The following is a 25,669-nucleotide window of genomic DNA, read 5'->3' as shown; positions in this document are numbered from 1 at the left end:
TACTATTCGATTATTACTACATGGCCTTCCATTTTGTCCTATTGTTTTGATTAAGAGGGATATTCCAACCAAGCAGTTGAATGAAATACTTCTCTTCAACTATGATTTTTTCTATTTCAATCTTGGTCTTTTCAGCAACTCCTTCGATGTAATACAAAGATCCGTCTTTAAATCCCCATCGCATTTTTAATGCATTGAACAACTTTTTATTCATTTCAGTTGGTATATCCGACTTAAAAAATCTAACGATGTCTTTTGTAACACTGGTCATTATTTCAGCAAATTTTCTATCACTTTTATAGAAGATTTTTTGGAAATCTTCTATTTCAGGTTCTTTGTTATGATCATTGACAAAATCATGATAAAAGTCAATTGAATTAAGCAATACTTCAAGTATTGAAAGAGTAGTGGGTTTCATTGTATGTTCAGAGGAGTTTCTCACCAAATATTCATCTTCAAAATTATTGCTCTTTTTCTTATTACAAGTTGAACAAAGCAACCTAATATTATGTTCGTCCGAACTTCCTCCTTTAGAAAAAGGGATTATATGATCAAACTCAATATCTTCATCTTTGACTGCTTGGCCACATACTCTGCATATCTGATTGTCACGTTTCATGACTCGAAATTGCACTGGTCTCTGGATGTTTCGACTAACATTTCTTAATTCTTTTGTTTCAGTTAATGGTTCAGATACATAAAAAACCGGGCAATCATGACCAAAGATTCTACAGCTATGATCATCTCGGTCTTTTTTCAATGGGAAATCTTCAACAATCGGCCCATAAGGACAATACTTTAGCTCCCAACATGGCTTACATACAGCCTTTATTCTTTTATCCCAGTTTATTTGGTCTGCCCACACTTCAATATCTCTCATGAATTTATCCCCTAAAGAAGCTCATAGTATTTGTAGCAATTCTCATAACGTTAACTGTATTCACGAATCCCAATGGGGTTGTCTGCTGAACTGCCTCCCTGACATCCATCCCGCAGACCAAGATTCCGACAGGAGATAACTGCTCGAATATGTTGTTATCGGACGGTCTTGCCTTCTTTGAATCTACTGAACATTGCTCTCTGATCTTCCAATCGTTCCATCAGCATTATCAGTTTTTATGTGTATTTGGGATCTAATTGTTCTTCTTTTTTATGTCCTTTGATTTTCATTGGTCTTCGTTCTCTATGTCCTCGCCTACCTCGAACTTCCCACAAAATCACAAGAACTTCCGAAGCAATAAGTTTACCAATAAAATAAAACCTAAAAGAACAATTGGATGTATGACAACAAGTAGACTAATCAAAAATGTTTTCAGCCTGTAAATACATATCTGTATTTTGAACTTTTCTTGTAACTTATCGCTAGAAATCATGTAATCAATATCTTGATGGTTTTCCTTTTCTAACAATAGTTTCTCGTACTCTCTATGTAATTCCTTAAGCATCTCGTTATCAATTTCAATAGATTCCGATTCAATTCTATCTATTTTATTCAATAGAATATCAAGATTCTGATAATTAGTTTCGAATTCACTAGCTCTTTCTTTATAATTTTTTGTATTTATATACATTGTAAAAAATGTAAGCGCCAGTGATAATATGAGTAATATTTTTGTGACAAATAGATTGTAATCATCACTTCCATTATCCCCAATGAACCAAATAGAAAGCACCAAAATAACAACCGAATATACATGTGTAGTCTTCTCATACAATTCATGTTTTTTTCTTAATCGTTTTGATGCATTTATTCTTGCTTTCCTAGTAGTCCTTAACCTTCTTTTCAAATCCTGAAATACACCTTTTTGAGTCTTCAGTGAGTTATCTTCCGATGAATTCATCCAATCTTCTCCTTCTTAATATCTTTTTGCAAGGATTTTGTATAACGTTCCGGTATTCATGAACCCCAAAGGGGTTGTTTGCTGAAATCCCTCTTCGAATTCCTTCCCGCAGACCAAGGCTCCATCGGAGACGCTGCTTGAATATAATGTTAATCTTTTCATCAGATCCCTGAATATTCCTCAATCCGAGTTTACTTACTCATCTCTTCATCTGCCGCGCTCGCTTCTGTTCCGAATACGCTTCGATCTAATCCATTCTTCAACAATTATCTGCTTCTTACTCGTTTTTAAATATGCTCTTCCAGAAGTTACGCTTAACATCTTATTTATATACTTCGTAAATACCACACATTCAACGTAATATCGGAACTACATTTATGATAACCTATGTGGTGATTTTAGCGGAGAAAAATTTGGTGAAAAAAGGGAAATTTATTTGATATACATTTCTTCGTATCCCTACGTTCCAAATGAATTTGAATACGTCGAGTATTTTCAATGTTAGATGTCAAAACAAAAAGGAAAGCCTTTCTCATCCCATAGGGATTCAAGCTACCTTCCGATGCCTTCATACTTGTGCTGTACTACTAATAAATTTGTTCTGATGAATAATAATAAACAATCGAACCACTATAACGATGGCGTTCCTCAAATAAAGAATAACATTCAGTAGAATTAAAATTACTACCGTCAACGATTTATAAAAAAACTAAAACTCTTTAATCACTTGATCAAAGTTGTAGCTCTTTGTCCTGATACACTTTCTTCGTTATCATCTTAGTATATTTCAATCTCGTGATTTCGATCAGTTCATCTGGCTTCATCATATTCAGGATATGACTATCTCTTATTAATATTTTTCGATGACCTCGCCCCAGCCCTTTAACGATGATGATATTTGTATCCTTTTTCACATCTACGATTTGTCCAATGGTTACGAATTGTTCTTGGTTCTTGAGATCAAGGTAGGTTAGCAGCCCAAGTATACAAAATATAATAAAACAAGAAATGGATAATCCAATTGTCCATGCAGGGGGAGGATTAACGAAGTAGTTTTTGACAATTATTTGCACGCCAGTGATAAAAACAAATATTAAGATGAAGCCAAATTGCATTTTCAATTTCTTTTCAGCTCTTTCGCTCATAGGCTCTCCTTCTAAATCTTTTGCTCCATATCCGTTCAATGTCTCACTCTCATTAATGGATCTTTGCGGAGATGAATCACAAAGTCTGGATTTGAAGTATGATACACAACATTACCAGGCTCTACTCGAAAAAACTCTTTATTTGCATCTTGTTCGGATACAGTACGAATCGGTGCAACTTCATCTACGATTTTTTTGTTATCTTCCTCATGATATTGAATGATGGAAACTAGGACAAATTGGTCAGGGAACCGTTCTCTCACTTCCTGCCATTTCATGTGTTATACCTCCTATTTTTCTTAATGGATCAACTTTCTATCATTTTAACATATCCCCTTACTTCATATATCATTCCTGTATCCTAGCATTACATTCGAGACAAAGACGGAGGCGATATACCTTCACTTAATTTAAACACCAAATTCGCTTGGTAGGAGGTCGGACTTTCTTTAAAACAGCTCATGGTGAAAAGATGATCATTTGCCTTAAATGATATGATGTAATTACATTAGGAAATGATTGGATATAAAACGTTTTAAAGTATATTATTTAAAGGAGTGTTCGTACAAAAGAATTATTTACGTCTTTTTTCTTGTCTTCTGATTGTTGGTATTTTAAGTGCTTCAAGTAGCAGGGCTTACTGATCTTTGCATAATCGGAGCTACAATGCTTGGCTTCAACTACTTATTCAAAGGAGATACAATGTATAGAAAAATAATCATTATTGCTTGTCTGATAGAAGTGTCCTTTTTACTTTTTTTACAATATCGTTACAATAATATTTTGGAGCTTTTTCCTTTCATTGGAGTGTTAGTTTTTTTCATGGTGCTGAGTTATTTCTTCAAAGTTCAACTAAGAAAAAAACGTAAAGAAATAGTATTTTTTTTACAAACACTCTTTTTGATATTTATCCCAATTTATGCGATAACCACACTTCCTCAATACACGTATGAAAGTGCGGTAGATAAGGTCACTCAGAATTTAGAAGAACCTTATGTGGTTAATAAACAGAAGAATACGTTAATTGAAGATGAATCTAATGAAATTAAAAAAGGTTATATGTTCTCAGTGGAAAAAAATTCAGAAGTAAATTCATACGTTTTTGATCCGTGGACTGGTAATTATCATGAAGTACAAGATTGAGATAAGCTTATCTACTCGGTTAAATTGATGTAGATTTTGCTATCATGTGAAAATTATTTTTAACGCCTTAAGAAAAAAATTACCTTTAAGAATCGGTTCGCCGATTCTTTTTTTCTTGCACATTCTTAGGCTTCCTATCATGCATACCTGCGAATACAAGACAGAGGTGAATTACCGTGAAAATTGAATATAAATGTTAAGTGAGAAGTTACACTATTTGTGTAAAACACCGCTTGTCTGCAAAGTACCATCATACTTTCAAGAATTAGGATTCAGGCTCTTTTCCTTACCCCCTCTGCTGATCCGTGTTGCAGTGGCATCCACATACCGCTCTTCTAAAATCTCATCTCAGCATACTGTGTTCCCTGTAATCTCTACGATCCTCACGATCAGCTTCCTCCATCCTGTGGATGTAACGTCGCAGCGCTTCTTTATGCGCTTCCAACTCATCCATTCGGCTGGATGTCCCGTTCAGGAAAGATTGCATTTTGAATCCTAGCGTTGTGGCAGCATTTCCTGCCCAATCTTGCTCTAGTCTGCTATGTATTGAACGCATTTTCTGCTCCTGCTGCATTAAGCGCTCCTGTAACTGCTCACATTGCTGAACGGCTCTTCTCAGATCGGATAAAGATACCGATATTCTTCCCATGTCACTTACCTCCTGTTAAGAACTGATCTGCTTGAACGAAATCTTCGTGCTTTCGTTCAATATACTCTGCAATCTCGCTGATCGATTCCTGATACCAACGGTTAATTCGTTCTAGTGTCGCTGTAGCATTGTAAGCAATTGGGGTAAAGGAATCGCTCTCACTTGTGGAAGTATACGCCTCGAACATCCGGATGGAAGCTTGTGCATCATTGGTGAATCCGTCCAGACTAAGGCGCATTTCCCTAGCTGCCTGCGCTAGCTCCTCCGGTGTCAATCGGATTGTACCGCCACCTTGACCTGACTTCCCATAGGCGGCAACTGCAATTAAGGGCGCCAACACTCCGCCAAAGAGGTTTGATAAAACCTCCCGTGATTCCTGATAAGTATTCCAGCGTGGTGAGATATCAATTTGCTGCCCCGTGGCACGATCAATAAGTGGACCGACCAAGTTCCCCTGTTGATCAAACTGATATTGGTTCATGGAGTGATAGCCTTTACCTTCTTTTTTAGAAAATGAGTCCATCAAGCGGATAATATTGCCGACCTGAAACTTGTCCAGATCAATATCGATTGGGAAGTTGTATGTAACTAACGGGCCACTGGGGCCCATCGGACGAATAGGCAGCATAAGCTGGAATTGCAGTCTCCAGTTTTGGTACATCGCATTGGCCGAGTCAAAATCCTGGCCTTTGTAGTATGTGCTACCAACATGCCTGTCATATTCGAGCAGTCCCCCTGCACCTACTGAATCGTTAGGATGAACGATGTTTACCACTTTTTTATCGTAGTAACCCTCATTCACTTTCGCCAAGCTTGCATCGTCCAGCAGATTGGTTACACTCGGAGCACTGTATGTCATAGCAGGCAAATCCTGTCGTGCTGCCACATATTGCGCCAAACCACCTCCAAGCGAATGTCCTGTAAGAGAAATACTTGCGTCAGGATATTTTGCTTTGACTTGTTCATAAAGCACTTCTGCCTCATGGAATTGATTGTTATGCCAATCGATATCGTCCTTAATCGATTGAATAAAGCTTTTCTTAAAAATGTTATGATGATTCGGGTCAGTTACGGCATCCTCCAGTTCTCTGGTACGTCCACCTAAAACATCGAAAACGTCCGTTTCGTAATCAGCCGCTCTCCCAAGCCAATTCCCATCTGGCTCCGTTCCGCGGTAACCGATGACAATCTGATTCGTCTGATCGTTGTGGAGGACGATAGAATCGAAACCCGACACTTTATTGTGGAGCTTCGCACCTTCAGGTTCAATGACCTTCCATTGTACATAATCTCCCTCATCTTTAAGAGGTGCTCCGGAAGAAATGTTGTCTTGGTAAGCAAGGTTAGATATTTTCTGATACAACTCATCGCTAATGTAATCGTTCCGCATAAGTACCTCCTGAATTGAACATTTCAATATGATTATGTAAACTAGTGATAATTCAATCTTTATAGTATATTAATACCAGTCTATGAAAGTTGAGGTGTCCCTTTTGAGAAAACCTTTCTTGCTGTTTGTAATCTTAATCATCTCATCTCTCTTGCTTGGAGCCTGTGCCTCCGAAGAGGAAAAGACGATTGTATCCTCAGCAGAGAAATTCGCTGCAGATTATGTTCTCGAAAAATACGGTGTGACCGTTCGTTTTACGGAGCATAAATTCTCTCCTCCCGATCTAAGCAAGTCGTTAGGCCTCCACGGCTACATTGAAGGCGATAAGAAAAAGAAGGTATTTGTTTTCGTGAACTACGATCCATTAAGTGTTGAGACACTATCGCTTCCTGATGGAATATCCAAGAAAACAGATTCCAAATAGAGCGTTGAAGTATATTTATATAAATGCTTTTGAAATTATAGGGAATATATGGATTGTATCTTTCGTCAATTACATCTGTCAACGTTCCCATAACAATATAAAATAGAGAAACAAATGCGATCTACATAATAGAATAATTATGTTCTCAAACTATGATATATCTCTGTTTGAAGAAGTTATCTACTAACCCAATATATTTTGGATCTACGTAAACAGGGGAGTCACAATGTAACTCCCCCTCACCCCAACAACGCCTGCTCAACCTGATCCACAATCCCATTAATCCCCATCGGCCCATAGCACCCAATCCAGGTCGCTGCATCCACGGAATGCACTCGCTGTCGCTGCTCTTCACCCCCACTAAGCATTCCCAAAACCCGCTCCTCTGTCGCAGATATCCCGTCCTGCATAAGTTCATTACTCAGCAAAAAGTAGTGCCTTGCCTGCACTGCGGGTAATCTCTCAACCGAGATATGATAGGCCGTATCGGAGGTGTCTGCCACAAACAATGGTACAGGCAGACCCAGATCACGGTACAGCACCGCACCTGTGCGATGAGCGGCGGAATGCACACGAACGAGAGAGTCTAGCGGACGGATCAGGGCCACACTTTTGCCCACCAATACCGTAGCTAATTCCTCAGCCAGCAAAGCCGTTCTGCGAAGATAGTCCGTAATAATCTGCTTGGCTTCTGCTCGCTTGCCTATCAGTTCACCGAACAGACTAAGGATCGTTTGCCAGTTTTCATTGCGTTTGAACATGAGCACTGGAGCAATTCCACTTAATCTTTCAAGATACTGCTCATGCACCTCGGTGCAGATAATCAGATCCGGCGCAAGTCGTTCTATCGCAGGCAGATCAGGATATTCATATGTACCTAGTAATTCGGTGTCCTGGAGTCCTGCCCGAAGGGACTGGGGGAAAGATAACACGCTGCTTCCTAGTCCGACACTTCCTACCGGAGCCAAGCCCAGCGCAAGCAAATGATCTGCATACTGCACATCAAGGACAGCGATACGCTGCGGTGTTTCGGTGACGTTGTACTCCCCTTTCATATGACAGATGACCGGGCCTTGGGAAGATTCATAGGATGAAGCAGTGCGGTTTTGCAATAAGGCATCCGCATAGTCTGCATCCGTTTTAGAAGCGACCGCATGCCGATAATGCAACGGTGGAACGCCGTAATACTTTTTAAATGCTCTGCTGAAATAATACATATCCCGATAGCCCAGCTTGTCTGCAATCTCACCAATCGAAGCATCCGTATGACGCAACATCCGTGAGGCACTTTCCATGCGTAGCTGAATGACGTACTCCATCGGTCCGAGATGCTTTTCTTGTTTGAAACGGCGCTGCAGCTGTCTTACACTACAACCCGCGAGGGCAGCCAGCTCTTTGAGTTCCAGGTTCTGACGATAGTGCGACGCAATATAGGAAGCGACCACATCCACCATATCGGACTCCGTTCCCCCCTGACCGCGTTCATAGGCCATGATCAGCTCGTAAATCATGCCCTGGAGCAAAGCGTTGGCATAGAATCGTTCCAGTCCTTCGCCGCGGCGCCATTTGGCTACTATTTTTTCCGCATTCTCGATCCATTCCGCGTTGGTTGCCGAGTTCTGCACAAATGATCTGCGCAGCGGGTGTTTGCGGTATGAAGGCATAACAATAGAGGCTCCCTCCATGGAAGAAGCCTTGTATTTGATCACAATATAATGAATGTCCTCTGATCTGGCCGTCAACGTGTAGGATGATCCCTTCACCGCATGACAGGCAAAAGAAGCTCCAATGTGGCAACCTTCGCCATCCATTGCAAGCTCCCCTTCCCCTCCGTATGCCAGCAGCAGTACATTAGAAGTTACATTGGTTTCGTGTAAAACACTGCCTGTCTGCAAAGTACCGCTATATCCGTCCAGCATCTTGATTGCTGTATCACTCCAACCACTTGTCTGTTCTTGCAGCGGCATTTCTCTCATCTCCTGACAATCGCATCGGTATAATCATTGCTTTTGTCATTGTAGTTGAGATTCTTTCTCATTGTCAATTTTCGGACATTTGAGGCAATATTCCCCTGACATTTGATAATAGAAACAGCAGGTAAGCCGCTCACTTTTGGCAACATGTACATTGTCCTTACAATCGGTGAAACGGGTCAACGGATTCTTCCTCTCACCAAACACTTGCCCGGACGCCACCTGCGTCAGATAGGCGAAGTCCTCTCGAATGATCTTACGTTCCTGCTCCGTCTCACCTTCATCAGGAGCGAATAGTCGCCCGATCCGTACCATGATATTCTCCCAGAGAATACTCATCGAAAGGGGTGCAATCGCAGCAAGTGTCTTTAACAGAGGTGTAAGCTGTACTGCAAACATCTCCTGAACTGCCTTTTCGCGCCAAACGTGTCTGTCTCCCGTCAGCTCTTCAGCCCGAAGCTCGTTCACCGCTAGAAAAGGAAATCGTGTACCCTCCTCATGTTCTTCGAGCTTCGGATGATAGAGAAAGCTGTTCTCCAGCTGAAAGGTTACATGCTGATGATGAAATGTCATCGCAATCACGAGCGGAGTCGTCCATACATAGCCAAGTCGCTTGGCTAACATGGAAGCGGCAACCTTCATGTCTGGTGCATCGATATAATGTTGAAACCAGCTGATATACTCTCGGCACGCCTCTTCGTCATGCAGCTCACTCAGCGCAATGCTACGGACGCTATGTTCAGGCGGCTCGCCAAGCAAAATCGAATGATCCTCCACCGTCTCTTTCCATACGTCTGTTGAGAGATATCGGCTCATATTAGTTCGATCCCAGCAGGGCTTCCGATGCCTGATCTACAATCAGATTAATCGCAAGCGGTCCGTAGTATGCGATCCATAGTGTGGAGTTTACATCATAAGTACGGTTATTTTTCACAGCATCCAAAGACTTCCATACGGGATTATTCACCATCGCCTCTGCTTCTGCGGCAAACAGTTCATCCGACAGGACAAAATAACGATCTGCCCCAATCTCAGGCACTTTCTCCATCGAGATTTCTACGGAAGTATCATCCTTGATTCCTTCAACGAGTGCAGGCATTTTCAAGCCCAGATCATTATACAGAATGCCGCCTGTGCGGTGCTCGATGCCATGAACACGAATACCTTCTTTACGCGGACGAATCAATGCTACCGTCTCATCACCCAGCTTCTCAGTCAGTTTCGTTTTCATTCCTGCCACTTTCTCTTCATACGCTGTGCGCACTTTCTCTGCTTCGTCTTGCTTGTCCGTAATCTTAGCTACTGTAGCTAACGTATCACGCCAGTCTTCGTAGAAATCGAGTACCAGGGTAGGTGCAATTTTACTTACACTCTCATACTGCTTCTCTTGGAAGTCGGTCATGATGATCAGATCCGGGTCGAGTGCTACAATCGCTTCCAGGTTAGGCTCGTCCCGTGTACCGAGAACTTCAACGCCACTTGCCTGATCACCCAAGTATTCTGGAAAATCGGTGTTCCCTCCAGCGATAACACTACCTGCTGGCTTTTCGCCAACCGCTAACATTTGATCCAAAAACTTAACATCCAGCACGGCCACTTTCTTCGGTTTTTCATTTAGAGTGATGTCACCCTTCATACCCTTGATCGTTACTGGAAAAGCGCCGTCTGTCTTCGTCTCCGTACTCGCAGGTGTATCTGAAGGCGTTGCCGTAGATTGTTTACCGCTATCTGTACCTGTTCCGGCACCGCACGCCGTCAGGACTAGAATCAGGGCCAACATCAAGCCCATCAGTAATCGTGATTTGTGAGCAAGATAGCCTTTGCTTCCGGCAGCTTGCCCGTTTGTTCCTTGTTTCATTTGTAAATCCCCCTTATGTATACTAGTGATAATGATTTTCATTATCGAAACATAAAGAGAGTATAAACGATCTGTGTATCGTGTTACCATGTACTTTTGCGACATTTCAGTCGGACTAATGCGACATCGTGATTGATATTTTACCTATCTACTATCCGCCTTTTAATTTCTCAGCAATGTAAGCCTGAAGACGGTAAATGTCTGCAAGAAGTTCTTCTTCCTCCGGCGTATTGCCATACTCCCCCAGCCAGCGCGGTGTACGGAACTGCCAATCCTCTGTCAGGTACTTCTTTTCATCTCGATACTCCCTAATATGTCCCAGGAAATATTCCAGTGAGCCGAAGGATTGCTTTCCTTGATCGTTAATGATGGATTGTGCGTTCTGAATGATAGTATGTAACATTTTTTGAATATGCTCTTCTGAATTCATAGTGGATCTCCTCCAAAGAAATATTATTAAGGATTCAATCCAGATTTCGTTCAAGCATTGCTCCTATACGTTCAGCCATTACGGAAGGTGGGAGAGGTCTTTCATGCGTAAACCACCATTCGACGACCCCAATGATTGCTCCCCCCACAAACTGAACCTCCACAATCTGGTCTTTCATTAATTCGGTGTTCATAACAGCTGGATCGCTCTCGTTCCCGTTCTGTAATTCATGGATAAAAAAGTCCAGAAACTGCTTCCGAAAAAAAGAACTGCCTTTACTCGCCAGCAATGCGGAGAAAAATAAAAAATGCTTCTCAAAATAGTCAAACCACATAAATACCATGTTGTTATAACCCGTGTCCATCTCCGTAGATTCACAGATTTCACGCAAATTCTCAATATGCTCGGTGATGAGTTTATTCAGAAGATCGAATTTATCCGTGTAATGGAGATAGATCGTTCTGCGGCTGATATCCGCTTTGTCTGAAATGTCCTGGATCGTAATATGATCAAAATCTTTGTTCATCATCAGTTCAATAACCGCCGTTTTGATCGCTTCTTGGGATTTTCGTATCCTTCGATCCACCTTTACCACTTCATACCACCCTTTTTCTTCATTGTTAATACGCACTTTCAAACCATCTGTGCACAATTGCACGCAATCCAGCTTTTTAGCCATTGTAAGATTTTTATTTACGTATACCATTATACATAGATGATAAATAATACACTACTGTGCACTAATTCACAGTAAGAACATTAAGAAATGGAGTTTATCCATATGAAAATTGCAGTCATTGGGGCTACCGGAGGAACGGGAAAAAAAGTGATCGAACGCGCCCTTGCATTGGGGCATGAAGTTATTGCCGTTGCTCGTCGTCCCGAAGCCATTGCTCCAACAGAAGGACTTACCGTTAGAAAAGGGGATGTGTTCGATTTACCTGTTATGATTCAGGCCATTTCAGGGGTAGAAGCTGTCATCAGTTGTATAGGCCCTCCCCTCAATGTATCATCCACCTCCGCCAAGAAGGGCTTGGGTAATCTCAGTGCCGGTTTACGTACAATGAAGGCTAATTTCTCACCAGGTACGGTCATGTCTGTGGGAATTCCAAATATTATTGCGGCCTGTCAGCATACAGGGGTTAAACGTATGGTGATGCAGAGTGGCATTAATTTGAGCGATGGGAGTGAGCTTTCTTATGTCAACCGTCTCGCCGTGCGTCTGATGCGCCGTATTTTTTGGAAGGCCATTCAAGATAAAAGTATCGCGGAACAAGCGCTCATCCAAAGTGATCTCGAATGGGTCATCATGCGTGCATCCGTGCTTCAGTATGCGGAAAGGAACTTGAAATACACGGCTGGCCCACTCGCTCGCATCAATCCAGTTGCTGCACTTCCTTTTGCAGATTGTGCGGATGGGCTAGTACGTGCGGCAGTCAGCCAGCCCGATTGGACCGGGAAAATTGTGAATATAGGAAGATAGGTCGTTCGGATTGGAGGTTCGTTCAACTTCTTATATACTCTATGTAGGCCTTTGTTTAAAAACAAAAAATCGATGCCCCAATAATAACTGAGACATCGATTCATATCATCTAACTATGAGGTGAATCATGAGTATGCAACTAAATAGGAAGTATATCACTATAGTTTTCACCGTTGTCATTATTGCTTTTCCTATTATCATTGGATTCTATATGTTAAACAAGGTTGTCGATCCGGAAGAGATTATGGTTACCAAGACTGAAGTTTCTCCTGAACTTATTACGATACAAGGTGGATTCGGAGACAGTATCAGCAAATATCACGGTTACAACATCACACATCATGATCATTCACTATTCATCCAGATCAAAGGCAGCAAACTTCCGATCAGAGGTCATAAGGACTTCAACATCTCGTTCACTAATACTTATGGTAATATTGGTGAAATCTACTTAGTAGGGAATGACAACGCTAAAAGAAAGATTTGGCCCCAGCCCTGACTTTCATCTGAAGCCAAGTTGAGCTAAGCTCCTTCTGGTTACTTCCGGGCCACTTCCTATTCAATTCCAGATCCTTATCCATCATAGAATCATAGACATAGCGGACTTAGACATAACGGATGCCTGCCTTCCCGTCGCTCTGACCACCGCATTCCCTATCACTGCACCTGCTTTTCGACCCACTCTTGCTTGATTCTGCCAATCTGGTTGAGATGGTTCTGCACATGAGCGACAAAAGCCGGAATGATCGCGGCTAGAGATACCGTCTCGCCTTTGAAGTTAACGCCGGTTTTCTCCCATTCTTCCTCGCTTAGCCGCTCCAGTAGTCCTGAATTATACAGCACCAGACCATTAGCAATCGTGATCAGCTGAGAGATCTGCTCCTCATTTGCTTTTTGTCCGGCAACCCATGCATCCTGGTTAAAACCAGGCAACGTCGCCTGTGATCCCGCTAGTATTTCACGGATGCGAAAGGAAACGACGACACTGTGGTCCACCAGATGTGCCAGCACTTCGGTAACACTCCAGGAGGATGGAGAAGACTTCCACCTCAACTGTTGCTCGGTCAGATCCACAATCTCCTGTTCAATCTCTTCATAAGCGTGTACATATGCCGATATAATTGATTCCGTCTTCACTGTTGTGTTTCCCATGTTTACCGCTCTCCGATCTATATAAGTTTAACTTAAATAAGGCTTATAGGAATTGGAATTGATGTGCTTACACCAGTTCCCCTGTAAATGCTTCTTTCAGCAATTGGAATGAACGTACCCGTTGTTCAAAATCAGGAATAATCGTTGTAAACACAAAGCTGTTCACGTCATATTCCTCCGACAGCTCCAGCAACCGCTTCCGTACCGTTTCCTTGGTCCCGCGTGTAATGTCCGCTTCGTGCTCAACTGCCGTATACGATTCACCCGCCTGTCTAGCGAATTCCGCTGCCTGCTCCAACGTCTGCACATTCACCGTTTTGCCACTCGCCAGCGTTGCACGCACCGTTTTGTGCTGTCCCGCCAGCGCATTCGCCTCTTCTTCCGTATCTGCAGCAATGACCGACAAGGCCAGAATAGCTTCAGGCTCTCCGCCTTGTTCCGTGTTAAACTGCGTGCGATACGTATCCAGTGCGGTGCGTGCCGTTTCGGGATCACTGTTGATGAACAGTGCGAACGCATAAGGTAGCCCCTGCTTGGCTGCCAGTTCTGCACTGGAAACACTCGTGCCCAGCATATAAACACGTGCCGGCTGCCCCGGTAACGGGTGCGCTGTCAGTCCTGGCTGCGCATGGGTTTCACTTGCCGGAGCGTTCAGGAAGTTTCTCAGTTCCACCAGTTTGTCATCCAGCGTTTCCGGCTCGGCTATTCCCTTTTGCAACGCCTTTGTGGAACGAGGCAAGCCGCCTGGGGCACGACCGATTCCTAGCTCAACCCGTCCCGGAGCCAGTGTCGCAAGCACATTGAAGCTTTCGGCCACCTTATATGGGCTATAATGCTGGAGCATCACACCACCGGAGCCAATCCGGATTTTTTGAGTCTGAGCAAGCAAGTACGACACGAGCACTTCCGGTGATGATCCGGCAACACCTTCCGAGTCGTGGTGCTCCGCTACCCAAAACCGGTCATATCCAAGTGATTCGCCAAGCTTCGCCAGTTCTACGGTATTTTTTAACGCCTCCGCAGCCGACTGACCCGGAAACACAATGCTTTGATCCAAAATCCCTAATGTAAATGACATATCTCTTCCCCCTCAGCTCTCCCTTAGAATGACTGTTTCTATCCCGTTTTCTTATATGGAATATGCAGTATCCGGTGTAATGCGTTTGAGAAACTGCTTCGTACGTTCTTCTTTTGGATAGCGGAACAGCTGCTTCGGCTCTCCTTCTTCCACAATGACCCCGCCATCCATAAATACAACATGGTTCGCCACTTCCTGTGCAAAACCCATCTCGTGAGTTACGATAATCATCGTTATGCCTTCCTCTGCAATCTGGCGAATAACCGCCAGCACCTCACCTACAAGTTCCGGGTCCAGCGCCGAAGTCGGTTCGTCGAACAAAATCACCTCTGGGTTCATCGCAAGCGCCCGGGCGATCCCGACACGTTGCTGCTGTCCACCTGAAAGCTGGCTAGGGTATGAATCGAGCTTGTTTCCGAGACCTACCTTTTCAAGCAAAGCGACACTCCGCGTCCGCGCTTCCTCTTTAGCCACTTTGCGGATAGCCACCAGTCCTTCCATCACATTTTGTAACGCGGTTTTGTGGCGGAACAGATTATATTGCTGGAATACCATCGCTGATTTTTGGCGTAAGGCATGGATATCCTTTTTGGCGTGCTTGCCGTAATCCAAGGTAAAGTCACCGAGAGTGATATGCCCGGAATCCGGTTTTTCCAAATAGTTCATGCAGCGCAGAAGCATTGTTTTGCCTGATCCACTGGGTCCCAGAATCGCAACGACCTCTCCGCGTGCCACCTTCAGATCGATTCCTGACAGCACCTTATTGTCTCCGAAGCTTTTGTGTATTTGCTTGAGTTCAATCATGACACGCCTCCCCGGTTGTACGATCTGAACCGCTTCTCTGCCACTGCGGTCAGTCTTTCAATCATGACGGTCAGACCCCAGAAGATGATGGCTGCCGCCACATACGCCTCGAAAAATTTCCAGTTGGTCGATGCGACAATTTGTGCCTTGGCGTTAATCTCTACCACCGAGACCGCAAATGCCAGTGTAGATCCATGTAACATGCCAATCAGCATGTTTGAAATGTTGGGTAGACTGGCTGCAAAAGCCTGCGGCAACACAATTCTGCGAAGTGCCTTCGTCGCTGTCATACCCAGTGAATACGCCGCTTCGATCTGACCGCGATCCACCGCGAGCAAGCCGGATCTGACAATCTCTGATGCATAAGCACCAGCCGTAATCGAGAACGCTAGATAAGCAAAACCGATCAATGGAATAGAAGAGGAGTTGAACCCCAGTCCGAGTGATGAAGACACGCTGTCAATAATCATCGGCAGTCCAAAATAGATCAGTAGCAGATGTGTAATCATCGGTGTACCGCGAATAAAGGTGACATAGGCCGTCGCCAGCTGGCTCAGTACAGGAATCCGAAACTGACGGAGAAGGGCAACCGCTGTGCCGATGATAAAACCAAGCACCACCGAGACCGCCGTGATCGCCAGTGTAGTCGGGATGACACCGAGAAGTTGCACGAACGCAGTCCAGACAAAGGAAGCATCAAAGCTCATATTGGAGCAAACCCCCTCTTCTGCACTTTCCGCTCAAGTACACCGAACACCCTCTCCAGCACAAAACTCAAAACAAAATAAATGAGCGCCAGCGAGATATACGCTTCAATAAAATGACGAGAGATCGTTGCCAGTGTAGACGATTTGCCCGTCATCTCCATAACACCCACACTGAACGCAAGGGATGTGTCCTTCAAGCTGCCAATCACCATGTTGGCGAATATAGGCAGTGCCGTCACATACGCCTGGGGCAATACAATCCGGAAGAACGCTTGTGGGCCAGACATGCCCATGGCATAAGCCGCTTCGACCTGCCCCCGATCCACGGAGGCGACGGAAGCCCTAATCATCTCCACCATAAATGCTCCACTATTGAGCGAGTAAGTCATAATGACAAAGTAGATGGCAGGTGCACGGTTCGCATTAATACCGAACAAACCCAAAATTTCCGGCACACCGTAATAGAACAAAAACAGCTGAATCAAGATTGGTGTTCCGCGAAAAAAGGACACATACAGCTTAGACAGCTGTTTCAGCACCGGAATATTGTACATCTGCGGCAGTGCCGCGATGGAGCTGATGATTAGACCAAGCACCATTGCACTAACTACAATGAGAAGCGTAGTACTGGTGGTGGGTAGGAGCTTTACAAAGTAGTCGATGACATAACTGAATTCAAATGGTGCACCCATCGTTGCGACCTGCCTTTCCTGTACGTGTTATTTCGTTTCCGATTGCGTAGCATCAAAGCCAAGCCACTGCTCACTCAGTTTCTTCAATGTACCGTCTGCCTTGATTTCCTTGAGTGCTTCATCGATGCGATCCGCAAGTTTCTGTTCTTCAGGATCATCCTTACGGAACATAAACAGGGTATCCGATTCACTGAGTGGTGGACCGACCAGTTTCAGATCGCCGTTCGGATCAATGAGTGGGAGCGTAAAGTCCGCTGCTACAAACGCTGCAACCCGTCCAGCCTTAAGCTGTGCGATGGAATCGTTGGCCACACCGCTTGAATACACAATATCCAGTGCATTGTTATTCTGCTTGTTGTAGTTTTCCAGCAAGATGGCCTGGGCACTGGTTGCTGTCGTTAGCACTTTTTTGCCTTTCAGATCATCAATGGAATGAATGGTATTGTCATCTTTGAGAACCGCGATTTTGTTCTTCCAGTGGGAATATGCTTCTTTATTGAATAAATATTTCTGTTCGCGCTCCGGGTTTTTCTCCATCTGATGCGCGACCATGTCAATTTTGTTCGTTTCGAGGCTGAGCAACAAGTTCGTGAACTCCATCGTCTGCAGATCGAACTCGTAATCATCAAGCCGTTTATCAATTTCTCTGACGAGTTCCACATCATATCCCGTCAACTTGTTATTTTCGTCAATAAAAGCGACATTCGGAAATTGCGTGCCTGTTCCCACAATAATCTTGGTTGGTTCTTTGGCTCCGCCAGCTCCCGATGCTGTCTTCGTATCTCCCCCGGTACTGCATCCTGTGAGCGCCAATACGATTGCAGTTGTAAGTGTTAGAACAGACCCTTTTTTCATGTTTTTCTCCCCCGTTATGTGTGCGATTATTTTAAACCACTAATTCTTACATGTTAACTAGGAATTAATTGATCTAAAAATAGCATTCCAACAGGAACATCGTCAACGGATATACTTATAGAACAATTCTATATATAAATAAAATATTCGATCGGTGCGATTACACCTTACCTTAGCAGGACCGCGAGTGCCTACTTGCATAATATAGACGACTTCTACACTAAACCTGATGGTTATATCGTTATCTAACGATGATCTCGGAGAAACAAGAAAAAACCTAACGAAGAATCGTTAGGTTCAACATGTCTAAAACCCTTATGAAACTATAACTAGCCGCCCCTTTTCCAGAACTCAGGAGGTATCCCAGTGCTTCAACATCAATACCTGCACCATGGGATTTCGGAATACGATCCCCTTGGTTTCTCCTCATCATTAACAGCGTTCCGTCTTGTGTACCGATATGTAACTGGTCGGTTTGATTTTTATATTCAATCGCTTCGAGTCCTTCTCCAGTATCCGATCCACAGCTTGTCCAGTTATATCCCTCTTTCCACGAGGCCGTAAAGCTACACTCATCAATCTGGTGTCCACTCTTCGGTTGGATTCGGAATACAGCTCCCCAGCATTCATCTACTGCCTGATCGCAAGCAAGTTCTACATCCATTCTACAAATCGCGAGTTCACAGTCCCATAAGTCGTAGTAATACTTATACAACCACCCACCGCTGGTGAGCCTCGCGTGACCTGTTGGAAGATAAGATTGGTTTGAGACTGAAATCGAGAATTCGACGGTGCCCAGAGGTGTACATATAGACGGCATCGCAGGCATCTGCGGTACATCGCTGGTTACTTTTCCATGAAAAAGCTTCATGCTTCTCTTTCCTTCCTGATATATTGTTTAAAATACAACCTGAACACGTCATATATCTCCTGCATTTCCGTGATCTCGTTCCGAAACGTATCCCGAATCTCTTCACTTTGTTTGTGCTCAAGCTCCATGTCGAACTCTTCAGCCTCATATTCATTTAACAGTTCATAGAAATATTCGCACTCCACTTTCACTGCCTGGTAAAGATCAGCATACTGTCCGGAAGCGAGCAGAAAGCTGGCCCAGGATATTTCTCTTCGATCGTACTTCATATACAAACAAGCGATGTAATGATCGTATAATGAGTTAAGATATTCATCGATAAAAGGTTCGGAGTGAATATTTCTGTTAACGATTCCAATCGCGTCACCTTGATATTTCACTGTTGCTAATTCAATGATCCAGTATGGTGGCTTCTCATATTCCAGAATAATATCATCACAAAAGAGTTGAAAGTGTTTGTACCAGATTAATTTACTCTCAAGCATGATCCCCAGCTTACAAGCAAACTCTTTGGTAGGTTCAATCTTCATAGGAACAATCCTCCTATTCTTCCCACAGTCTAGTGACTTTCTCTAATCTCATCCCGTCAAATTGCAATTGATAGATATCCGGTTTCTTCATCTGATTGATAAAGTCCACTCCGTACGTTGGATCAAAGGCATTTATCATTAACGTCATGACATGTCCGTGTGTGCCGATCGCTACTTTTTTCCCGGAATACTCTTCTAAAATCTGTTTCAAACCGCTCACAGCTCTATGCTGGCACACCTTGTTAGACTCGCCTCCGGGCAATGCATACTCACGGTCAGCAAAGATTCTTTCCGTGATAGCACTAAAGTCCTCATCCGCAATAGCCTCATCTGAAAAATGCCTTTCTCGGATATCCTCCATGAGCTGAATATCTAGCCCCAAAGCCGTTGCCAGCCCCTCCAAAGTTAGAACAGCTCTCGCATACGGACTTGAAATGATGGTATGTATCCCTACTTCCCTTAATATCTCTGTTACTTTGGCTGCATTCTCCCTGCCCTTCAAGGTCAGTCCTCTTGTTCTTTCTGTTCCTTCGTTATACGGTGACTCCGCATGTCTGACCATATAAACAATTGTTTTCATAAAAAAACTCCTTCGGTTTCATATCCTAAATCCATTCATCTATCAGTTTTTACTCCTATAAATAATTTGCAATAATTCTCATTTATGTAATAGTAGAAGTGGAGAAAAGAATATCTAAGAGAGGATAAGCTAATGTTTTCATTCCAAAAGAGATCTGTTCTAATATTCGTTGTATGTATAGTCGTCGTCACTGTATCGATTATCACATATATGAATATTCAATCCAAACCGGAGAAAAGTGTTTATACCGTAGTCAATCTATCGGCCAACTCCATCACCTTCAGTGAAGTGGAAAAGCTACATGAGTTTGCTGAGTTAATCGTGCTTGGTTATGCAACAGACGGGTTTGCAGACCGTGAGCATGTGATAACTGCATTTGATGATGGAACCATGCAATCCTTCCACACCAACACCAACATCAAGATTGAGCAAATACTAAAGAAACCTGAGGATTTCACTTCAGATCTGACTGAATTGACAGTCATTGAACCTGTCAGCTTGGATGGGAAAGTCAAGTATACGGCAAATGATTATGTAGAACTGCAGAAGAATGAACCAAGTGTGCTATTTTTGCTGAGAAACTCCTATGGTGACTAGGTTTGATTAATGATAACTTGGGAAAATTCAGCTTGGAAGGCGTAAGCCAATATAGCTTACCTGAATCCTCATCATCTCAACAATTATCTGAGTATTCGACGTTCCGTGACTTCGTTATGAAAAAGTACAACCTGAATCAGGATTCTTAACCATGTGACTCTATCCTCCCATAGGTCTTTATCGATGAATTAACATGGAATTGGAGTTAGCCCCAAACGTTGGGGCTTTTTCATTTGGATTTCTTTACACTTTACCTATCACGACAGATTTCACAATCGTTTATCTCGATCATACTCCGTCAATTTTTCCTCAATAAATGTCCATGCGCTGTTCAGATCACGATGCACCCAGTCAATATCCTCGGTGGTCTGATCACTGTATACACCTAATATTAACGTTCTGATCGCTTCTTCCGAGTGTTCGCCTACAATAAGTGCTACAGGAAAAGGGATGTTACGATACTGATCCTCACCAATGTAGAACACATTTTCGAGTTGATCTCCCCATTCATAGGTCAGTTCACTGAAATCAAGGATCAAACCCGCTGGTTCCCAGGCTTCCAAAACCGCTTTGCCTATTGCACACATATAGCTGGCATCTGAATTTCCACCAGAACCATAACCATATTCACCTACAAACTTTAAAATCATGGTCTTGCAATAACTCGCTGCCTTGGAGTCTCCAATATGCACTTCATATTTCAAATCACTAAGCTCTTCCAGCTTCAACTGCTTGGTTAGAATATCCATGATATCCTCCCTAATGTAATACTGCGCCCATTCCTCAGGAATGTCCTCAAAGGCCATTTAACGCTCGAACATTCCATCATGGCCTTGATCTACAATCTCAAGTAGCGCCTCAAAATTCTCACTCGGTTTGATGTCATCGACAAAATGCCATTTCCCCTTACTATCCTGCCAGTACACCTTCCATACGTTTTCTACTAATCTAAACTGTGCGTACGGTAACTGCACCCAATCCTCACTCCGAAAGGCTTGTCTTTCCTGGAACAGCGTTACATTGTTGCCTCGCATTTTATAGCCCATTTTAATCTGACTTTTGAGTTCCTCTGGTATAGCATTCTCAGTATAAGTGTTCAATATTTTTTGTATTCGTCTTTTCGTGAAATCATCCATGTTTCAACTCTCCTGATCTAATTAACTTAAGTTTGGAATGTTTACTAGGGTTTACTTTTATTTCGGTTTACGAACATTCTTAGAAGTAAAATAATGAATAACGCGAGAAAAGCATATCCCATTTTCACATACAGGGAAGTAATCTCTACCTGATTATCGGGTTTGTCAAAAAACACAAAGTATCCTACATATACAACGATTCCTACAGCAATGATCGCAGCAATATCAACCATACGTTTGATCATATTCTTGGTCATACCGTAATCCTCCTGTTAAAGCATACGTTAGTACTTGCATTCTACACAAAATTCTAATAGAGCTCAACAATGGAGCCTTTTAGTTCTATTAGTTCTTTTATACCAGTCAATAAGTCTTATTTACAATTTTTCCACAAATGGTAATATGGAATGACACAAAATTTACCTGTTAATATTGTGAATACAACAAGTATGGAGGTTTTTCTTTGTCACACAAATCTAGCACACTCACTCGCTTTACGATGAAAGTTTCTTTGGTTTTGTTAGGATTTATCGTCATGTTTACAACAGTTGCTCCCGGTTTTGGACAAACAGCACATGCTGCATCGACTAATTTGATCATTAAAATGCCTAATGGTGGAAAGTTCACACATACCAAAATGGATTTTAAATATCTCCAAGATCGTAATTTTTCCAGCACTCAAATTGCTGCTCTCGGATATCAGGTACGCAGAGAAGTGAAATTTCTTTCCCCGGATATGGTCAAGAAACAATACAACGCGTTAGCCCTGTCTGTCGGTCTTGATATGTCTAAAGAATATGTGAAAGTCGGAACTGAAATGGCAGCCTCATACGGTATTCAGATCGCTAAGAAAAAATTAGCTGAAAAGTATGGACAAGCTGTCGCAACAAAGCTCATTCCATACTTGGCCCTCTTCTCTTGGGGATATACAGCATATGACATGCTTTCCACGGTTCATACCGGACAAGAACTATCCAGATTAGCACAAGCCGCAAGCGCGAATAAAGGATTAGTCTATGAGTCTATTGGATTAGTAGGAACAACTTTCAAATGGCATTTTTGGGATGGTTCCTCGCAGTACGGTGCATATCCAAATGCAAAATTGAACCCTACTCCCTACCAATTTGGTGATGTAAAAGTATTTTAAATACACCACACTTGCATAGAGGTAATGCTTAAGGTGTAATGCACAGATGTAATGTATACAAAAAAGCGCCATGACCGCATCGTCATGGCGCTTTTTCTGCTATATGATGCCGTACAGCCTATCTGGTGAGAGTATATTAATTAGACATCGTTTCTGCGATTTGAATCAGGATTTCTTCGGATACCTGTTTGCCAATGAGTTCATATTGCAGCGCCCGACTGAATCCCTCTTCAATCCAAATCAAGTGAGCTGTTCCGTTGTTCAAAAAATAGTACGCTTCAGCATCCCGTACCTCTAGTCGCTTAACCTGAGACAATTCATCTTCAGGCAGGTCAATTCGACTTTTAGTCGTACTAAATATGTGAAGTTTAAACGTGTCATACTCTTTATATGTGATACTGACGCCTACAAGCTTAGTATTGGGCTTAAGGTCGCGGACGATCACATCTACTTTCCTCGGCCATAGCATCAATCTCATTTGGTGTTAAATTATCGAATCCATGATAGACCTGAATAGACTGTACTTCAACATCTGAGGGAAATCTGGGCTGCCATTGAGTCAACGTTTCACCATTTTGATTTTTAATATCCAACCATGCTCACTCCTCTGATGATGACTAGAATCAGTATGACAAATGCTTTAGCATGTTTCATATGTACTCCTTTTTCTAGCTTATGCATATACATTCATCAAAGATCATTCCGTTAAAATTGAAATTATGAATATGTCCATATTCCGTAACTTCGACTTTTTTTAAATGCTTTGTTCCTAAACGTACGAGGTCTTTTAATCTTTCAATTGTCATTTCAGTTTCTATGATCATCTGGAATTACCCCTCTATATTTCATTACACTGTGGCACTTCGCCCCATTTTATCTAACCTCACTGGACCGCTTTCGTGAAACAATAGGATAATCTATCAAACCCTTTGGATTCGTAAAATTCATGTGCTTTTGTTCGTTGAAATCCACAATTCAATATCATGTAAGAAAGTCCGTTCTTTGAAGCAAAATCCTCGGCATGGTTAATTAGTTTAGTGCCTACTCCTTTTTGTTGAACATTTTCTTGAACAACCAGACCATTAATTTGTAAGTATCCTTTTTCGTATTCTAAAGCCATGATTTGTACCATTGAAATACAACCTATTACCTTGTTATCTAGTAAGGCAACTACTATTTTGTAATTCTCATTTGATTTCAGTCTTTCAACCCGTGCAGTTACATTTTCAGAAGTAACGGTTGGACTGTTTAAGTCATTATTCCATAACATTACTAGATCAGAATAATCAGTGTCTTGGATTTCTCGAATTACAACATCCATAATTGACCTCCATAAAATATATTAAGTGATTCCATCGGCTTCTTTTCTCGATCGCTACCGAAAGGAATTATCTATCCACTTTATATTTTCCATATAAAACTTGTTCATTCTTCAGCGTGATCAAAATACTATCACATACAATTCCACTCTCTTTTTCTTCATATTAATATACTTAGTAAACAGTCGACCTGTAATATAATTCTCCGTTGATCATGAAACGCTTAAATCTCATGTTCTCTTCATCTATATTATTCGTAACTTCCCTTGAATGGAAAACAATCAAATCGAGATATTCCAGCAAGAAGTTAAACGTCATTTGGAACAACGCCTGGATCATAACTTTTGAACAATCCGAATCGCATTTCATATCCATTTCACATAACTCTACAACACCAAAGGGAGGCATAACATCCTCATAATCAAAATCATCATTCGATGTATCCGTAACGTAACTATGTTGGATCCATGTAATCTTTGGTGAATGCTCCTGATATAAATCAATTACTTTACATTGAAAGGACAAGCTCTCGTTATATTGAACATGTATGTTCGCAATATTTTCACTTTCTCCTTGTGTGACATTGATATGATGATCAACCACTAGCGCTTTGATTTCTGGAGAAAAATATTCCACACTTTCAAATTTATAATCTTTTCCTTCGAGAAATGTACTTACTCGCAATATTATCCCTCCTAGCGTATAAGTATAATCGATCACAGCTCAGTTATTCTTAATGACGGCAACTACTTGGGCTTAGAACGGATACCTACAGCGTAAAGCTTGAGCTTATGTTATCGGTCGGCAAAGCCTTCTTCAAATAACTTCGCTGAATTCTGGCATGATTCATCTTCTAGTCATTTATGATAAATCCAATCAAAACAACTGCTGAAATTAACACATCTAACCAAGCAAACTCGCTAATTCGATTCTGTCTTGCCTCATTGATTAGCATCGTCAGATTGAATCCGTTTTCACCAATCCAAGGAATAAACGCCATGGTAGGGCACTGTTATTCCAAAGATAGTTAACACCCCGAAGAAATACTTCAAATGTCTCACCTCATATCTGTATTGTGTCCATCTAAATTCTCTTACTGGGAAAGACTCTCCTCTCGTGCACCAGGGAGGGTAGAGAACACGGCTTGAAAAGCCTACACTTCAATGATTCCTACTGCAGTATAGGGATAATCAATTTGTTTCTTTACTACATTTGCCTCTTCTTGACCTGCAAACAATTCAATTAAATATAGTCCCAAATCAATCGATGTCGCTACTCCTCCGGCAGTTATCACGTTTCCATCTTTAACGATTCTTGTTTTAACTACTTCTTTGCAGTAAGGCTCAAGTAATTCATATACATTAGGATGGGTTGTTGCTATCTTGTCATTCAAAAAACCGGCAGCCCCTAATAAAAGTGAACCCGTACAAACCGAGATTTTGTAACTTACCGATTCGGCTGTTCGAATCCAATCCACAAATTCAGTATCTTCTTTTAGTTTTCTAGTTCCCATACCTCCTGGAATAAAAACAAGATCATATTGAGATAAATCAGGTTTTATTACGTTCACCTTTACACTCATCCCAAGCTCATCTGTCACTTCCTCAGTCAGTCCACAAATGTCCCATGTTGTTCCTTTGGTTTGCTGGAATAAGTTCAATCGATAAATAACATCATAGAAACCAACAAAATCAAGAAATGTTACTCCATTGAATAAAATGAATGCCATCTTCATAAAATCATTCCTCTCCAATATCAAGTGATTCACTTCTAGAAATTGTCTTGAATTTATCTGGTTTTTGAATTATGAAATGCCCCTTTTAAATCACCTAGTCGTTCTCCCCATACAGGGTGCCAAAACGAAC

At 42.2% G+C, this 25,669-nt stretch carries 34 protein-coding genes; 6 read left to right on the top strand and 28 right to left on the bottom strand.

From position 1 onward, the window contains the following. Positions 1–16: 16 nt before the first annotated feature. The 4 genes from ACUTVW_RS02675 to ACUTVW_RS02660 all read right to left on the bottom strand — a co-directional run bounded on the left by ACUTVW_RS02675 (position 17) and on the right by ACUTVW_RS02660 (position 3,264). Positions 17–880 carry an HNH endonuclease gene (locus ACUTVW_RS02675; RefSeq protein ID WP_445644351.1) on the bottom strand — a complete coding sequence of 288 codons (864 nt, stop codon included), beginning with the start codon at positions 878–880 and terminating at the stop codon, positions 17–19. A 337-nt stretch (positions 881–1,217) separates the two neighbouring features. Next, entirely contained in the window at positions 1,218–1,841 is a 624-nt protein-coding gene (locus ACUTVW_RS02670; RefSeq protein ID WP_445644350.1) for an SLATT domain-containing protein, read from the bottom strand. 731 nt (positions 1,842–2,572) lie between these two features. Then, the gene (locus ACUTVW_RS02665; RefSeq protein ID WP_445644349.1) at positions 2,573–3,025 is read right to left on the bottom strand and encodes a hypothetical protein; all 453 of its coding nucleotides are present in this window, start codon (positions 3,023–3,025) and stop codon (positions 2,573–2,575) included. Beyond that, positions 3,022–3,264 (bottom strand): hypothetical protein, encoded by a 243-nt coding sequence (locus tag ACUTVW_RS02660; protein ID WP_445644348.1) that lies wholly within the window; start codon positions 3,262–3,264, stop codon positions 3,022–3,024. The genes ACUTVW_RS02665 and ACUTVW_RS02660 overlap by 4 nt, the downstream gene beginning before the upstream one ends. Before the next feature lie 424 nt (positions 3,265–3,688). Between ACUTVW_RS02660 and ACUTVW_RS02655 the strand changes: the two genes are divergently transcribed. Continuing rightward, positions 3,689–4,129, top strand: a complete 441-nt coding sequence (locus ACUTVW_RS02655; RefSeq protein WP_445644347.1) for a hypothetical protein — start codon at positions 3,689–3,691, stop codon at positions 4,127–4,129. A gap of 343 nt (positions 4,130–4,472) precedes the next feature. Here ACUTVW_RS02655 and ACUTVW_RS02650 read toward each other — a convergent pair whose 3' ends face one another. Both ACUTVW_RS02650 and ACUTVW_RS02645 read right to left on the bottom strand, forming a co-directional pair. Beyond that, positions 4,473–4,778 (bottom strand): WXG100 family type VII secretion target, encoded by a 306-nt coding sequence (locus ACUTVW_RS02650; protein WP_111272579.1) that lies wholly within the window; start codon positions 4,776–4,778, stop codon positions 4,473–4,475. 1 nt (position 4,779) lies between these two features. Beyond that, positions 4,780–6,168, bottom strand: coding sequence for a lipase family protein (locus ACUTVW_RS02645; RefSeq protein WP_445644346.1), 1,389 nt, complete (start codon positions 6,166–6,168; stop codon positions 4,780–4,782). 103 nt (positions 6,169–6,271) lie between these two features. Between ACUTVW_RS02645 and ACUTVW_RS02640 the strand changes: the two genes are divergently transcribed. Continuing rightward, on the top strand, positions 6,272–6,592 hold the full coding sequence (locus ACUTVW_RS02640; protein WP_445644345.1) for a hypothetical protein: 321 nt from the start codon (positions 6,272–6,274) through the stop codon (positions 6,590–6,592). Positions 6,593–6,831: 239 nt separating this feature from the next. Here the strand turns inward: ACUTVW_RS02640 and ACUTVW_RS02635 are convergent, their stop codons facing one another. The 5 genes from ACUTVW_RS02635 to ACUTVW_RS02615 form a co-directional block, all read right to left on the bottom strand. Then, the gene (locus ACUTVW_RS02635) at positions 6,832–8,559 is read right to left on the bottom strand and encodes a helix-turn-helix domain-containing protein (protein WP_445644344.1); all 1,728 of its coding nucleotides are present in this window, start codon (positions 8,557–8,559) and stop codon (positions 6,832–6,834) included. 45 nt (positions 8,560–8,604) lie between these two features. After that, entirely contained in the window at positions 8,605–9,381 is a 777-nt protein-coding gene (locus tag ACUTVW_RS02630) for a (2Fe-2S)-binding protein (protein ID WP_445644343.1), read from the bottom strand. Position 9,382: 1 nt separating this feature from the next. Then, the gene (locus ACUTVW_RS02625) at positions 9,383–10,423 is read right to left on the bottom strand and encodes an ABC transporter substrate-binding protein (RefSeq protein WP_445644342.1); all 1,041 of its coding nucleotides are present in this window, start codon (positions 10,421–10,423) and stop codon (positions 9,383–9,385) included. A gap of 151 nt (positions 10,424–10,574) precedes the next feature. Continuing rightward, on the bottom strand, positions 10,575–10,853 hold the full coding sequence (locus ACUTVW_RS02620) for a hypothetical protein (RefSeq protein WP_445644341.1): 279 nt from the start codon (positions 10,851–10,853) through the stop codon (positions 10,575–10,577). 34 nt (positions 10,854–10,887) lie between these two features. Beyond that, positions 10,888–11,484, bottom strand: a complete 597-nt coding sequence (locus tag ACUTVW_RS02615) for a TetR/AcrR family transcriptional regulator (RefSeq protein ID WP_445644340.1) — start codon at positions 11,482–11,484, stop codon at positions 10,888–10,890. Between the two features lie 150 nt (positions 11,485–11,634). Here ACUTVW_RS02615 and ACUTVW_RS02610 point away from each other — a divergent pair, with 150 nt between their 5' ends. Together ACUTVW_RS02610 and ACUTVW_RS02605 are read left to right on the top strand one after the other, a co-directional pair. Further along, on the top strand, positions 11,635–12,336 hold the full coding sequence (locus ACUTVW_RS02610; protein ID WP_445644339.1) for an NAD(P)-dependent oxidoreductase: 702 nt from the start codon (positions 11,635–11,637) through the stop codon (positions 12,334–12,336). Between the two features lie 127 nt (positions 12,337–12,463). Next, on the top strand, positions 12,464–12,835 hold the full coding sequence (locus tag ACUTVW_RS02605) for a hypothetical protein (RefSeq protein ID WP_445644338.1): 372 nt from the start codon (positions 12,464–12,466) through the stop codon (positions 12,833–12,835). A gap of 158 nt (positions 12,836–12,993) precedes the next feature. Here the strand turns inward: ACUTVW_RS02605 and ACUTVW_RS02600 are convergent, their stop codons facing one another. The 9 genes from ACUTVW_RS02600 to ACUTVW_RS02560 all read right to left on the bottom strand — a co-directional run bounded on the left by ACUTVW_RS02600 (position 12,994) and on the right by ACUTVW_RS02560 (position 19,605). Beyond that, a complete protein-coding gene (locus ACUTVW_RS02600) occupies positions 12,994–13,488 on the bottom strand; it encodes a DinB family protein (RefSeq protein WP_445644337.1) in 495 nt (164 codons plus the stop codon). A 67-nt stretch (positions 13,489–13,555) separates the two neighbouring features. Next, positions 13,556–14,566, bottom strand: a complete 1,011-nt coding sequence (locus tag ACUTVW_RS02595) for an LLM class flavin-dependent oxidoreductase (RefSeq protein ID WP_445644336.1) — start codon at positions 14,564–14,566, stop codon at positions 13,556–13,558. Positions 14,567–14,617: 51 nt separating this feature from the next. After that, positions 14,618–15,370 carry an amino acid ABC transporter ATP-binding protein gene (locus ACUTVW_RS02590; RefSeq protein WP_445644335.1) on the bottom strand — a complete coding sequence of 251 codons (753 nt, stop codon included), beginning with the start codon at positions 15,368–15,370 and terminating at the stop codon, positions 14,618–14,620. After that, entirely contained in the window at positions 15,367–16,077 is a 711-nt protein-coding gene (locus ACUTVW_RS02585; protein ID WP_445644334.1) for an amino acid ABC transporter permease, read from the bottom strand. The genes ACUTVW_RS02590 and ACUTVW_RS02585 overlap by 4 nt, the downstream gene beginning before the upstream one ends. Next, on the bottom strand, positions 16,074–16,769 hold the full coding sequence (locus tag ACUTVW_RS02580) for an amino acid ABC transporter permease (protein WP_445644333.1): 696 nt from the start codon (positions 16,767–16,769) through the stop codon (positions 16,074–16,076). Before ACUTVW_RS02580 ends, ACUTVW_RS02585 begins: the two co-directional genes overlap by 4 nt. A 27-nt stretch (positions 16,770–16,796) precedes the next feature. Beyond that, positions 16,797–17,624 (bottom strand): transporter substrate-binding domain-containing protein, encoded by an 828-nt coding sequence (locus ACUTVW_RS02575; RefSeq protein WP_445644332.1) that lies wholly within the window; start codon positions 17,622–17,624, stop codon positions 16,797–16,799. A 277-nt stretch (positions 17,625–17,901) separates the two neighbouring features. Next, entirely contained in the window at positions 17,902–18,495 is a 594-nt protein-coding gene (locus ACUTVW_RS02570; protein ID WP_445644331.1) for a hypothetical protein, read from the bottom strand. After that, entirely contained in the window at positions 18,492–19,025 is a 534-nt protein-coding gene (locus ACUTVW_RS02565) for a hypothetical protein (protein WP_445644330.1), read from the bottom strand. Before ACUTVW_RS02565 ends, ACUTVW_RS02570 begins: the two co-directional genes overlap by 4 nt. 13 nt (positions 19,026–19,038) lie before the next feature. Further along, positions 19,039–19,605: a histidine phosphatase family protein gene (locus ACUTVW_RS02560; RefSeq protein ID WP_445644329.1), complete on the bottom strand. Its 567-nt coding sequence runs from the start codon at positions 19,603–19,605 to the stop codon at positions 19,039–19,041. Positions 19,606–19,737: 132 nt separating this feature from the next. Between ACUTVW_RS02560 and ACUTVW_RS02555 the strand changes: the two genes are divergently transcribed. Next, positions 19,738–20,202, top strand: coding sequence for a hypothetical protein (locus tag ACUTVW_RS02555; protein ID WP_445644328.1), 465 nt, complete (start codon positions 19,738–19,740; stop codon positions 20,200–20,202). 269 nt (positions 20,203–20,471) lie between these two features. Here the strand turns inward: ACUTVW_RS02555 and ACUTVW_RS02550 are convergent, their stop codons facing one another. From ACUTVW_RS02550 to ACUTVW_RS02540, 3 genes are read right to left on the bottom strand one after another with little or no spacing between them, the layout of a single operon-like run. After that, positions 20,472–20,951, bottom strand: a complete 480-nt coding sequence (locus ACUTVW_RS02550; RefSeq protein ID WP_445644327.1) for a hypothetical protein — start codon at positions 20,949–20,951, stop codon at positions 20,472–20,474. Positions 20,952–21,008: 57 nt separating this feature from the next. Beyond that, positions 21,009–21,338 carry a DUF3024 domain-containing protein gene (locus tag ACUTVW_RS02545; RefSeq protein ID WP_445644326.1) on the bottom strand — a complete coding sequence of 110 codons (330 nt, stop codon included), beginning with the start codon at positions 21,336–21,338 and terminating at the stop codon, positions 21,009–21,011. Between the two features lie 44 nt (positions 21,339–21,382). Further along, positions 21,383–21,595: a hypothetical protein gene (locus ACUTVW_RS02540; protein ID WP_445644325.1), complete on the bottom strand. Its 213-nt coding sequence runs from the start codon at positions 21,593–21,595 to the stop codon at positions 21,383–21,385. A gap of 206 nt (positions 21,596–21,801) precedes the next feature. Here ACUTVW_RS02540 and ACUTVW_RS02535 point away from each other — a divergent pair, with 206 nt between their 5' ends. Continuing rightward, on the top strand, positions 21,802–22,485 hold the full coding sequence (locus ACUTVW_RS02535; protein ID WP_445644324.1) for a hypothetical protein: 684 nt from the start codon (positions 21,802–21,804) through the stop codon (positions 22,483–22,485). A gap of 136 nt (positions 22,486–22,621) precedes the next feature. Here the strand turns inward: ACUTVW_RS02535 and ACUTVW_RS02530 are convergent, their stop codons facing one another. The 5 genes from ACUTVW_RS02530 to ACUTVW_RS02510 form a co-directional block, all read right to left on the bottom strand. After that, positions 22,622–22,930, bottom strand: a complete 309-nt coding sequence (locus tag ACUTVW_RS02530; protein ID WP_445644323.1) for a DUF4367 domain-containing protein — start codon at positions 22,928–22,930, stop codon at positions 22,622–22,624. Between the two features lie 438 nt (positions 22,931–23,368). After that, positions 23,369–23,806, bottom strand: coding sequence for a GNAT family N-acetyltransferase (locus ACUTVW_RS02525; protein WP_445644322.1), 438 nt, complete (start codon positions 23,804–23,806; stop codon positions 23,369–23,371). 172 nt (positions 23,807–23,978) lie between these two features. Further along, complete coding sequence (locus tag ACUTVW_RS02520) at positions 23,979–24,488, bottom strand: hypothetical protein (protein WP_445644321.1); 510 nt, start codon at positions 24,486–24,488, stop codon at positions 23,979–23,981. Between the two features lie 169 nt (positions 24,489–24,657). Next, the gene (locus ACUTVW_RS02515; RefSeq protein WP_445644968.1) at positions 24,658–24,759 is read right to left on the bottom strand and encodes a hypothetical protein; all 102 of its coding nucleotides are present in this window, start codon (positions 24,757–24,759) and stop codon (positions 24,658–24,660) included. A gap of 198 nt (positions 24,760–24,957) precedes the next feature. Then, positions 24,958–25,539, bottom strand: a complete 582-nt coding sequence (locus ACUTVW_RS02510; protein ID WP_445644320.1) for a DJ-1/PfpI family protein — start codon at positions 25,537–25,539, stop codon at positions 24,958–24,960. Between the last annotated feature and the right edge of the window lie 130 nt (positions 25,540–25,669).

The organism is Paenibacillus sp. TSA_86.1 (assembly GCF_052691815.1).
This window is presented reverse-complemented; position numbering and strand designations above follow the sequence as displayed.